Source organism: Sphingopyxis sp. JAI108 (assembly GCF_013410105.1).
GTDB lineage: Bacteria > Pseudomonadota > Alphaproteobacteria > Sphingomonadales > Sphingomonadaceae > Sphingopyxis > Sphingopyxis chilensis.
The window spans coordinates 337184-348413 of the sequence record NZ_JACCCJ010000002.1 but is presented as its reverse complement, the minus strand read 5'-3'; the positions used below and the strand labels follow the sequence as shown (position 1 = coordinate 348413).

At 66.7% G+C, this 11230-nt stretch carries 12 protein-coding genes and 1 tRNA gene; 10 read left to right on the top strand and 3 right to left on the bottom strand.

Going from position 1 to position 11230, the window contains the following annotated elements:
* Nucleotides 1–109 precede the first annotated feature (109 nt).
* Nucleotides 110–595, top strand: a complete 486-nt coding sequence (locus tag HDC29_RS12690; protein ID WP_179498071.1) for a PilZ domain-containing protein — start codon at nt 110–112, stop codon at nt 593–595.
* Here HDC29_RS12690 and HDC29_RS12685 read toward each other — a convergent pair.
* Nucleotides 592–1071, bottom strand: coding sequence for a MarR family winged helix-turn-helix transcriptional regulator (locus HDC29_RS12685; RefSeq protein ID WP_179498069.1), 480 nt, complete (start codon nt 1069–1071; stop codon nt 592–594). The genes HDC29_RS12690 and HDC29_RS12685 overlap by 4 nt on opposite strands.
* 279 nt (nt 1072–1350) lie before the next feature.
* Between HDC29_RS12685 and ectA the strand changes: the two genes are divergently transcribed.
* The 7 genes from ectA to HDC29_RS12650 are packed head-to-tail and all read left to right on the top strand — an operon-like array spanning nt 1351 to nt 8598.
* A complete protein-coding gene (ectA, locus tag HDC29_RS12680; protein WP_179498067.1) occupies nt 1351–1854 on the top strand; it encodes a diaminobutyrate acetyltransferase in 504 nt (167 codons plus the stop codon).
* A 1-nt stretch (nt 1855) separates the two neighbouring features.
* The gene (ectB, locus tag HDC29_RS12675) at nt 1856–3163 is read left to right on the top strand and encodes a diaminobutyrate--2-oxoglutarate transaminase (protein WP_179498065.1); all 1308 of its coding nucleotides are present in this window, start codon (nt 1856–1858) and stop codon (nt 3161–3163) included.
* A 17-nt stretch (nt 3164–3180) separates the two neighbouring features.
* Complete coding sequence (locus tag HDC29_RS12670) at nt 3181–3582, top strand: ectoine synthase (RefSeq protein WP_179498063.1); 402 nt, start codon at nt 3181–3183, stop codon at nt 3580–3582.
* 29 nt (nt 3583–3611) lie between these two features.
* Nucleotides 3612–4532 (top strand): ectoine hydroxylase, encoded by a 921-nt coding sequence (gene thpD / locus HDC29_RS12665; RefSeq protein ID WP_179498061.1) that lies wholly within the window; start codon nt 3612–3614, stop codon nt 4530–4532.
* On the top strand, nt 4529–5968 hold the full coding sequence (locus tag HDC29_RS12660; RefSeq protein ID WP_179498060.1) for an aspartate kinase: 1440 nt from the start codon (nt 4529–4531) through the stop codon (nt 5966–5968). Before thpD ends, HDC29_RS12660 begins: the two co-directional genes overlap by 4 nt.
* A 21-nt stretch (nt 5969–5989) precedes the next feature.
* A complete protein-coding gene (locus HDC29_RS12655; RefSeq protein ID WP_179498058.1) occupies nt 5990–7264 on the top strand; it encodes an MFS transporter in 1275 nt (424 codons plus the stop codon).
* Nucleotides 7249–8598, top strand: a complete 1350-nt coding sequence (locus HDC29_RS12650) for an MFS transporter (protein WP_179498055.1) — start codon at nt 7249–7251, stop codon at nt 8596–8598. Before HDC29_RS12655 ends, HDC29_RS12650 begins: the two co-directional genes overlap by 16 nt.
* A gap of 64 nt (nt 8599–8662) precedes the next feature.
* Here HDC29_RS12650 and HDC29_RS12645 read toward each other — a convergent pair.
* Nucleotides 8663–8737, bottom strand: a tRNA-Gly gene (locus tag HDC29_RS12645).
* Nucleotides 8738–8929: 192 nt separating this feature from the next.
* On the opposite strand from HDC29_RS12645, the gene HDC29_RS12640 reads away from it, so the two are divergent.
* Both HDC29_RS12640 and HDC29_RS12635 read left to right on the top strand, forming a co-directional pair.
* Nucleotides 8930–9841 carry a tetratricopeptide repeat protein gene (locus tag HDC29_RS12640; protein WP_179498052.1) on the top strand — a complete coding sequence of 304 codons (912 nt, stop codon included), beginning with the start codon at nt 8930–8932 and terminating at the stop codon, nt 9839–9841.
* Nucleotides 9841–10491: an LON peptidase substrate-binding domain-containing protein gene (locus tag HDC29_RS12635; RefSeq protein ID WP_179498050.1), complete on the top strand. Its 651-nt coding sequence runs from the start codon at nt 9841–9843 to the stop codon at nt 10489–10491. Before HDC29_RS12640 ends, HDC29_RS12635 begins: the two co-directional genes overlap by 1 nt.
* 3 nt (nt 10492–10494) lie before the next feature.
* Here HDC29_RS12635 and HDC29_RS12630 read toward each other — a convergent pair whose 3' ends face one another.
* Nucleotides 10495–11193 carry a sigma factor gene (locus HDC29_RS12630; RefSeq protein ID WP_179498040.1) on the bottom strand — a complete coding sequence of 233 codons (699 nt, stop codon included), beginning with the start codon at nt 11191–11193 and terminating at the stop codon, nt 10495–10497.
* Nucleotides 11194–11230: the final 37 nt, after the last annotated feature.

The window sequence follows — 11230 nt, the reverse complement described above, 5'->3', positions numbered from 1 at the left end:
CGGTTCTTCACCCCGCCCGATATTTTGCGCCTCCAGCCCCGGCGATCGGGTCGGCAACAAGGCAATTTTAAGCTTGTCGTGCGATATCCGGTCGCCAAAGGAGACGTCGGTGAGATCCTTGCTGGCCCATATCGCCGGACCGTCCGAAACGGCCGACCGCAGGCGGACGCAGCGGCGCACGCTGCGGCTCGACGTTGCGGCGCGATCGGCGACGGCCGAAGCCGCGGTCGTCATCCGCAACCTGTCGCGAACGGGGCTTTTGATCGAGACCGACGCCGCCTTTTCGCTCGGCGAAACCTTTCTGCTCGTCCTCCCCGAACTCGGCGCCGCCCCGGCACGCGTCGTGCGCGAGGACGGCCGGCGCTTCGGGTGCGAGTTTCTGACGCCTGTCCCGGCAAGCGCCATCAGCGCCGCGCTGCTCAAGGCGCCGCACGACGACGAGGATGAGGATGCCGGCGCCGCGGCCGTGCGCGGCTTCGGGGAGCTTTATACGCGGCGCGCACCCAGCGCGGTCCTGTTCACGGCGCTGACGGCCCTGTTCACCGCCGTGATCCTGCTCTTCATCGTCGCACTCGCCTCGCTGACCTTCGCCTAGGCCCGGTCGATCGCCCCCGCGTCGAGCAACGGCGCGGCGTCCATGTCGCCCGCGCCGAGCAGGTCGGCCAGCCGTTCGGCGCCCGCCAGCAGCATCGCCTGTTCCCATGCGGGAAGCGCCGAAAAGCGGTCCGCGAATATTTCCTGCAGCATATCGGGCGCCTCGGCGAGGCAGCGCCGCCCTTTCGCCGTTGCCTCCAACAGCACGCGGCGCTTGTCCTGATCGCTCCGCGACCGTGCCGCGAGATCGAGCGCGACAAGGCGGTCGACGATCGCGGTGATCGTCGCATGGCTGAACTGCAGCCGCCGCGCGATCAGCCCCGGGGTCACCTCCTCACCCACATCGATCTCGCGCAGCACCAGCAATTGCGACGGCGTCAGCCCCGTCGCCGCGGCCAGCCGGCGGGTGCCGCCGTCGGTCGCGCGCAGCACGCGCCGCAAGGCCTTCAACGTCGCGTTCGCAATTTCGGAGTCCATGCGCCCTGTTAGCCGTCCGGCCCGCGCGCGCCAACGCATTATCGCCGATTGCGCAGGCCTGACACAGCGATGTCATATATTTCGATATATGAAATAAAATTACGGCGACGGGTTGAACGCCCGGCTTCAATTCTTATATTTTGCGCGACTCGCGGCCTTTCAGCGCCGCATGAATCCGAAATTTATTTCAGGAGATGAAAGATATTAGATCGGCAAAAAGACGAAGAGTCATTGCCTCCAGGGAAAGATTGGGATGCGGTGCCGGCCTCGGCGAACGATGTGCGGTTCCGGCGCCCGCGCGCGGCCGACGGACCGGCGGTGACGGCGCTGATCGCCGCCTGCCCCCCGCTCGACCGCAACAGCCGCTATTGCAACCTGCTCCAGTGCGAGCATTTCGCCGATCAATGCGTCATCGCCGAAAAGGCGGGGCGGATCATCGGCTGGGTATCGGGCTATCGCCCGCCTTCGGATCCCGCGGCTTTTTTCGTCTGGCAGGTGGCGGTGTCCACCGAGGGACGCGGAAAGCAACTCGCGAGCCGCATGATCGCCGACCTGCTGGGCCGGCCCGCACAGGACGGCGTGACCCACATGATCACCACGATCACCGCCGATAATCAGGCATCGTGGGGATTGTTCCGCAGCCTTGCCCGCAAGTGGGACGCCGAACTCGAACGCAGCGCGCTGTTCGAACGCGAAGTCCATTTCGCGGGCGCCCACGCCACCGAATATCTGGCCCGGATCGGGCCGATCGACCGCACGAAGATAGACGCAGAACAGGGATAAGATGATGATTACGACACCCCAGCCGTCCGGCGCGATTCCGGACAGGAGTATCTATGAGCGCCGCGAATCGGCGGTGCGCAGCTATGCCCGCTCGATGCCGCGCCAGTTCGGCAAGGCCGAAGGCGTGTGGATGCACGACGATCAGGGCGGGCGCTATCTCGACTTCCTGTCGGGCTGCTCGACGCTCAACTATGGCCATAACCACCCGATCCTGAAGCAGGCCTTGCTCGACTATATCGCCGCTGACGGCATCACGCACGGGCTCGACCTGCACACCGATGCCAAGCAGGATTTCCTCAACACCTTCGAGGAGCTGATCCTGAAGCCGCGCGGGCTCGACCATCGTGTGATGTTCACCGGTCCGACGGGCACCAACGCCGTCGAGGCCGCGATCAAACTCGCGCGCAAGATCACCGGCCGCGAAATGGTAATCGCCTTCACCAACGGCTTCCACGGGATGACGCTGGGGGCGCTCGCCTGCACCGGCAACGCCACCAAGCGCGGCGGCGCGGGCGTGCCGCTCAGCCACGTCGCGCACGAGCCCTTTTATGATTATTACGGCCCCGAGGTCGATACCGCCGAACTGCTCGAACAACGTCTCGCCGATCCGTCGAGCGGGCTCGACGCGCCCGCGGCGATCCTGGTCGAGACGGTGCAGGGCGAAGGCGGGCTTAACGCCGCGTCGCCCGAATGGCTGCGCCGGATCGCCGAGATCGCGAAGGCCCACGGCGCGCTGCTGATCGTCGATGACATCCAGGCCGGCTGCGGCCGCACCGGCGGCTTCTTCAGCTTCGAGGATATGGGTTTCACCCCCGATATCGTGACGCTGGCGAAATCGCTGTCGGGCATGGGGCTGCCCTTTGCACTGACCCTGCTGCGTCCCGAACTCGACCAATGGTCGCCGGGCGAGCATAATGGCACCTTCCGCGGCAACAACCATGCCTTTGTCACCGCGACTGCCGCGCTCCGCCATTTCTGGAGCACCGGCGATTTCCAGCGCGACGTCGAACGGCGCGGCGAGCTGCTCGCGATGCGGCTGGGCCGCATCGCCGCCGAACATGGATTCGAAACGCGCGGCCGCGGCATGATGCGCGGCGTCAATGTCGGATCGGGCGAGCTTGCCGGCGCCGTGACCGCCGCCTGCTTCGACGCTGGCCTCATCATCGAGACCAGCGGCGCGCATGACGAGGTGATCAAGGTCCTCGCCCCGCTCGTGATCGACGACGCCGTGCTCGGCGCCGGACTCGACATCCTCGAAACCAAGATCCGCGAGGCGATGGCCAGCGATTATGCCGTCGCCGCCGAATAATCACAGGAGATATCCACATGATCCTTCGCAACCTCAACGCCATCCGCAAATCCGACCGCAACGTCCGTTCGGACGGCTGGGCCAGCGCCCGTATGCTGCTCAAGGACGATGGTATGGGCTTTTCCTTCCATGTCACCACCATGTTCGCGGGCACCGAGCTCAAGATGCACTATCAGAACCATCTGGAGGCCGTCTTCGTGCTCAAGGGCACCGGCACCATCGAAGATCTGGGAACGGGCGAAATCCACCGGCTCGAACCCGGCGTGATGTACGCGCTCAACGACCATGACCGCCATATCGTGCGCCCCGAAACCGACATTCTGACGGCCTGTGCCTTCAACCCGCCGGTGACCGGCAAGGAAGTGCACGACGAAACGGGCGCTTATCCGGCCGACGCCGACCTCGTCGCCGCCGACTGACAATCAGAAAACAGAAAGGGAGACGTCCGATGCAAGACCTCTACCCCTCACGCCAAGCCGCCGAGGCCGAAATGCGGCCGCGGCAGGATCCCGTCGTCCATAGTCAATGGAGCAATGACGCGCCGATCAGCCCGGCCCAGGCCGCGCAGTTCGACCGCGACGGCTACATCGTGCTCGAGGACATCTTCTCGGCCGACGAAGTCGCCTTCCTGCAAAAGGCGGCGGGCAATCTGCTCGCCGATCCGGCGGCGCTCGACGGCGACACGATCGTCACCGAGCCGCAGGGCAACGAGATCCGCTCGATCTTCGAGATTCACGCGCAGAGCACCGCAATGGCGCGGCTCGCCGCTGACGCGCGGCTCGCCGACGTCGCGCGCTTCCTGCTCGGCGACGAGGTTTATATCCACCAGTCGCGCCTCAACTACAAACCCGGCTTCACGGGCAAGGAGTTCTATTGGCACAGCGATTTCGAGACGTGGCACGTCGAGGACGGCATGCCGCGGATGCGCGCGCTGTCGATGTCGGTGCTGCTCGCCGAGAACACCCCGCACAACGGGCCGCTGATGGTGATCCCGGGGTCGCACCGCACTTACCTCACCTGCGTCGGCGAAACCCCCGACGACCATTATCTGAGCTCGCTCAAGAAACAGGAATATGGCGTTCCCGATGAGGAAAGCCTCGCCGAGCTCGCGCACAAGCACGGCATCGTCGCGCCGACCGGCAAGCCCGGCACCGTCATCCTGTTCGACTGCAACCTGATGCACGGGTCGAATGGCAACATCACGCCCTTCCCGCGCGCCAACGCCTTCCTTGTCTATAATGCGGTCAGCAACCGGCTCGAAAAGCCGTTCGGCGTCGACAAACCGCGCCCCTGGTTCCTCGCGCATCGCGGCGAACCCAAACCGCTGACGATCGAACGCGGCCCGCTCGCCGAGACGGTGCCGGCATGACCTGGCATAGCGTCGAGAAAATCGGCGGCACATCGATGGCCGCGACGGCGACCCTGTTCGACAATGTGCTGATCGCAGGGCGCTCGGGCGCCGACCTCTATAACCGCATCTTCGTCGTCTCGGCCTATGCCGGGATGACCGACCTGCTGCTCGAGAACAAGAAGAGTGGGGCGCCGGGCGTCTACGGCCGCTTCGTCGCCGACGACGATGCCGACGGCTGGCGCGAGGCGATGGAAGCCGTCCGCCGCGCGATGCACGAACGCAACGCGGCCATGTTCGCGCGGCCCGAAAGCCGTGCCGAAGCCGATGCCTTCGTCGATACGCGCATCGCCACGGTCGCGTCGTGCCTCGACGATCTGGCCCGCCTGCGCGCGCACGGCCGCTTCTGCGTCAAGGAACAGCTGATGACGGTGCGCGAGCTGCTCGCCGGGATCGGCGAGGCGCACAGCGCGCACAGCACGGCACTGTTGCTGCGCGACCGCGACGTGAACGCGCGCTTCGTCGATCTGACCTTGTGGGACCAGGACGACCTCAGCAGCCTCGACGAACGGATCAGGGAGGCTTTCGCCGCGATCGACCTCGCCACGACGATGCCGATCGTCACCGGCTATGCCGGCTGCGAGGGCGGCATGGTGCGGCGCTATGCGCGCGGCTATACCGAAATGACCTTTTCGCGCCTCGCCGTCCTGACCGGCGCGCGCGAGGCGATCATCCACAAGGAATTTCACCTGTCGAGCGCCGACCCCAGGCTGGTCGGCGAGGACAAGGCGCGCAAGATCGGCCGCACCAATTACGACGTCGCCGACCAGCTTGCGAACCTGGGGATGGAGGCGATCCACCCCGGTGCCGGGCGCGGCCTGCGCCAGACCGACATCCCGCTGCGCGTGCGCAACACGTTCGACCGCGAGGATGGCGGCACGCTCGTCACCGGCGACTATGTCTCCGACGTCCCGCGCGTCGAGATCGTCACCGGCATCCGCCAGTTGCAGGCGCTGCAATTCTTCGAGCAGGATATGGTCGGGGTGAAGGGTTATGACGCCGCGATCCTCGACGCGCTGACGCGCCACCGCCTGTGGATCGTCAGCAAATCGTCGAATGCCAACACGATCACCCATTATCTGTCGGCGAGCGCCGACGCGGTGAAAAAGCTGATCGCCGACCTGCAGAAAGACTATCCCGAGGCCGCCATCTCGGCGCAGCCGGTGGCGATGATATCGGCGATCGGCAGCGATATTTCGCGCCCCGGCCTCGTCCCCGACGCGCTGCGCGCGCTCGACGATGCGGGCATCGCGATGATCGCGATGCAGCATCAGATCCGCAATGTCGATGTCCAGTTCATCGTCGAAAGCCGCGATTTCGATGCGGCGGTGCGTGTGCTACACAAGGCGCTGATCGAGGACGTCGACGCGAGCGCGGAGGGCCGGCGCGCCGCTTGACGCGGCGGCCGGGCGCGGCCGATGTTCGCAACGATCCTGCCCGTGCGGAGCCTGCTGGTCGCGATTTTCGTGATGATGGCGGGCAGCGGATTCCTCTCGACGCTGATCGGGCTCCGGCTCGAACGCGCGGGCAGCGGGACGATGGTGATCGGTGCGGTCGCGACCACCTATTTTGCCGGGCTTGTACTGGGGGCCTTGCGGGCCGGCGACGTCGTGCGCCGCGTCGGCCATATCCGCGCCTTCGCCGCCTTCGTCGCGTTGCTGTCGGCGAGCACGCTCACCTATGCGCTGTTCCAGCACCCGCTGCTATGGGCGGCGCTGCGCTTCGTCGACGGGCTGTGCGTCGCGGGCGTATTCATCTGCGTCGAAAGCTGGCTCAACGACCGCGCCGAGGCGAACACGCGCGGCACGGTGCTCGCCTGGTACATGGTCGCGCTCTATTCGGGGCAGGCGCTCGGGCAGATGCTGCTGCGTTCGGGCAGCAGCGCGCCGCAAATCCCGTTCGAACTCGCCTCGATCCTGATTTCGCTCGCGATCATCCCCGTTTGCCTGACGCGCGCCGCCGCGCCGTCGCTCGAGGATGCGGCCTCGCTGCCGCTGCGGCGCCTGTTCGAAGCCTCGCCGCTCGGCGTCGCGGGCGCGGGGATCACCGGGCTGCTGCTCGGCGCCTTCTATGGCCTTGCCGCCATCTACGCGCGCCGGATCGGCCTCGGCCTCGGCGACACCGCGACCTTCATGATGACCGTGATCCTCGGCGGCGTGGCGCTGCAATGGCCGCTCGGCCGCCTGTCGGACCGCTACGACCGGCGGCGCGTCATCATCGCCTGCTTCGCCGCGACGCTTGGCGTCAGCATCGCGCTTGCCATGGCGCCGACCGGCGTCCTGCTGCTCGGCCTCGGCGCGCTGTTCGGCGGGCTCAGCTTCGCGCTCTACCCGCTGTGCGTCGCCTTTGTGAACGACCGGCTTTTGCCGTCGGAGCGCGTGACCGCGAGCGGCCAGCTCGTCCTTCTCTATTCGACCGGCGCCGCGCTCGGTCCGCTTGGCGCCGCGGCCTCTATGACGCTGGCGGGCGCGGGCGGGCTCTTCCTCTTCATCGCGCTCGCGGCGGGGATGATGCTCGCCTTCGGGCTGTGGCGCCTCGCGACCAGCGATCCGGTGCCCGGCGCCGCGCAGCAGGATTTCCAGATCCTGCCGCGCACGACGCCGGTCGCGGCGCTGCTCGACCCCGCCGGTCCCGATTCTCCCGCCAGTTCCGACTCCCATTCGCAAACAGGTGACCCATGGAAAAGCCCGTAACGACCCACGCCCCGGGGCATCCGCCCCCCTTTCGCAAGCCTTCGCCGCTGCATCGCGCGGTCGGCGCCTCGGCGCTCGGCAATGCGGTCGAGTGGTTCGACTATGGCATCTATGCCTATGGCGTCACCTATATCTCCGCAGCGCTCTTCCCCGGCGATACCGAGGAAGCGGTGCTGTTCGCGCTCGCGACCTTTGCCATCTCCTTCCTCGTCCGGCCGCTCGGCGGGCTGTTCTGGGGGCCGCTCGGCGACCGTATCGGTCGCAAGTCGGTGCTGGCGATGACCATCCTGCTGATGGCGGGCGCGACCTTCGCGGTCGGGCTGATTCCCTCCTACGACAGCATCGGTTTCTGGGCGCCCACCTTGCTGATCCTGCTCCGGATGCTCCAGGGCTTTTCGACCGGCGGCGAATATGGCGGCGCGGCGACCTTCATGGCCGAATATGCGCCCGACGACCGGCGCGGCTTCTATGGCAGCTTCCTCGAATTCGGGACGCTTGCGGGCTTTTCCTTCGGCGCCGCGCTGATGCTCGGCTATTCGCTGCACCTTGGCGACGCGGCGATGCACGAGTGGGGCTGGCGCATCCCCTTCCTGATCGCGGGGCCGATCGGGCTGATCGGCATGTATGTGCGCTCGAAGATGGAGGATACGCCGATTTTCCGCGAGGAAATGGCATCGGCCGAACGGCGCGAGCCGCCGGGGCTCGGGGTCCTTGTCCGCGACTATTGGCGCCCGCTGCTCGTCGTCGGCGGCCTCGTCGTCGCGCTCAACGTCGTCAACTATTCGCTGCTCAGCTATATGCCCACCTATCTGCAGCGACGCATCGGCCTGTCGAACGAAGAGGCGTTGCTCGTGCCGATCATCGGCATGCTCTTCATGATGCTCTTCCTGCCCTTCGCGGGGGCGCTATCCGATCGCGTCGGCCGCCGCGCGATGTGGCGCTGGTCGCTGGTCGGCCTGCTGCTGCTCGTCGTGCCGCTCTATATGCTGATCGGGACGGGGTTCGCCGGCGCGCTGATCGGCTTCATGGCGCTCGGCCTGCTCTATGTGCCGCAGCTCGCGACGATCTCCGCCACTTTCCCCGCGATGTTCCCGACCGCGGTACGCTTCGCGGGTTTCGCGATCGCCTATAATATCTCGACCTCGATCTTCGGCGGCACCGCGCCGATGATCGGCAGCGGTCTGATCAGCCTGACCGGCGATCCGCTGATGCCCGCCTATTATATGATGCTCGCCTGCCTCGTCGGCCTCGCCGCGCTGCGCTACATGCCCGAAACCGCTGGCCGTTCGATGCGCGAAGATCCGTTCAGGCCCGCGCCGGCCGCCGAAAATTGATCGGCGCGCGGCCGGTCGGCACCAGCGGAGGCCCGCGGGCATGGTGTTACCGCTATTCGGAAACTGGAGCGGGCGAAGGGATTCGAACCCTCGACCCCAACCTTGGCAAGGTTGTGCTCTACCCCTGAGCTACGCCCGCTCTGGCGGCTGGAAACCGGTCGGTTCCAGCGGGTGAGGCGGGCGATTAGCACCGGCCTTTTGACTCGGCAACCCCTGATTGCGCATTTTCTCCGAAGGGTTGGCATATCGTCCGCAAATCCCACATAAGCGGGACAAGCGTCCGATCCGCATCGGCGGTGGCGGCGCACATTCTGAACAGGAGCATGTTTTCGTGGCCACTCTCGGTCTGAATCCGCAGGAAAAGGAAGCCGTCGAAGCCTTCCGCCGCGACGTCGTCGAACCGTCGATGAGCAATCTCGTCATCCTCGATTTCTGGGCCGAATGGTGCGGCCCGTGCAAACAGCTCGGCCCCGTGCTCGAAAAGGTTGCCGAGGATTATGCCGACAAGGGCGTCCTGCTGGTCAAGGTCGACGTCGATGCGAATCGCTTCATCGCCGGCCAGTTCCAGGTCCAGTCGATCCCGACCGTCTATGCGATCTTTCAGGGCCAGCCGGTCGCGAACCTGACCAACGCACGCACCGAAAGCCAGCTCAAGGCGATTCTCGACCAGCTGCTCGCACAGCTGCCGATCGAAAGCGCGGCGAAGGACCTCGCGGTCGAGATCGCACCGCTGATCGACATGGGCGAAAGCGTGCTCGCCGAAGGCGACGGCGCGCGCGCCGCGAGCATCTTTGCGCAGATCCTCGAGATGGCGCCCGATAATGCCGCGGCGCACGGCGGGCTGATTCGCGCGTTCGTGCTGACCGGCGATGTCGAGGGCGCGCAGGCGGCGCTCGACGCGCTGCCCGCCGAGATCGCCGCGGATCCTGCCATCGCACAGGCGAAAAGCGCGCTGGCGCTCGCCGCCGACGCCCCCGACCCGGGCGAACTCGCGGCGTTCGAAGCGGCGGTCGCGGCGAACCCCGCCAATCATCAGGCGCGCTTCGACCTTGCGAGCGCGCAGATCGGCGCCGGCCAGCGCGATGCCGCCGCCGACAATCTGCTCCACATCGTCGCGGCCGACCGCGAATGGAACGACGATGCGGCGCGCGCTAAGCTGTTGTCGCTGTTCGAAGCCGTCGGGCTCGAAGACCCGTGGGTCGCCGCGCAGCGCCGCCGCCTGTCGTTGATCCTTTTCGGCTGATGGGCGAAACCGCGCCTTTGACGATCCAGCGGATCGCGATCTTTCCGCTCACCGGCGCGGTGCTGTTCCCGGGGCTGCACCTGCCGCTGCACATTTTCGAGCCGCGCTATTCGGCGATGGTGCAGGAGGTGCTGGCGCGCGACCGGCAAATCGGGATGATCCAGCCGCGCCAGCTTCCCGGCGAAGAGGATCGTGAACCGCCCGCGCTCTATGACGTCGGCTGCGTCGGACGCATCGTTGATGTCGAGGCGCTCGACGAAGGGCGCTTCAACCTCGTGCTCGAAGGCGTCGCGCGTTTTCGTGTCCGTCGCGAGCTCGACGTCACCACGCCGTTTCGGCAGGTCGAGGCGGAGCTCGAGCTTGAGGGTGAAGACGATGCCGTGCTGGCGAGCATCGAACGCGCGAGCCTCGAACGCGAAGCCAAGCGTTTTGCGGCGCGGCAGGGCTATGTCGTCGATTGGGATTCGGTCGGCCAGCTCGACGACGCGACGCTGGTCAACGGCATCGCGCAGGTCGCCCCCTTCGATGCGGCCGCGAAACAGGCGCTGCTCGAAGCGAGCCCGATCGACGCGCGCGCCGAACTGGTCGTCCAGCTGATGCAATTCTTCGGCCGTTTCGACAGCGACGACGGGCGCGCGACGCTGCAGTAACTTTCAGTGAAGCTTGCGGACCGGCGCATGCCGCGCGATGTCGGCGAGCGCCCGGCGCACGATATGACGGTCGCTTTCGCGTAGACGTTCGGCGGCGTCGCTGACCGTCAGATGGCGGCGAACGAGATCCGTCTCGGTCGCAAGCCGCGCGTCCATCCGGGCGCCGTCCGCGCGCGATGCGCTTGATTTTGCGCGGCGACGGTCTGCCCAGTCCTCGACCAGCCGGTCGGCCAGAAGCGCGGCGAGATTGTCGGCCGCGCCTTTTTCGGTCCCGATTTCCGCCGCCGGATCGAGCAGCCACTCGTCGCCGTCTTCCGCCTGTAACGCGTCGATCGACAGCGTCGCGGTGACGTGGCGGCGGCCGGCGCAACGCTGGTCGCCGTGAAGGCGAAGCCGCAGCGCCTGCAACTCGGCACGGATTTGCCAGTTCACATAGGTGGTGAAGCGCGCCCGCGCGGGATCATAGCGTTCGGCGGCGCGGTGGATCGCGATCGCGCAGACCTGCGCCGCGTCCTCGGCGACGTCGGAAAGGCCATAGCTGCGCGTGAAATAGCGGATCCGCGGCGCCGCCAGCGCTGCGAGCCGCGCAAAGGCGCGATCGGCGAGCGCCCGTGCCCGCGCGCCCGGCGCCGCGTCGAGCGCGGTGCGCGCCCGGATATAGTCTGTCACAGCCGTTTCGAGTGCATCGCTTTTTGCCGACATGGCCCCCTCCCCATCCTGCCGCGGCACGGTGCCGCGC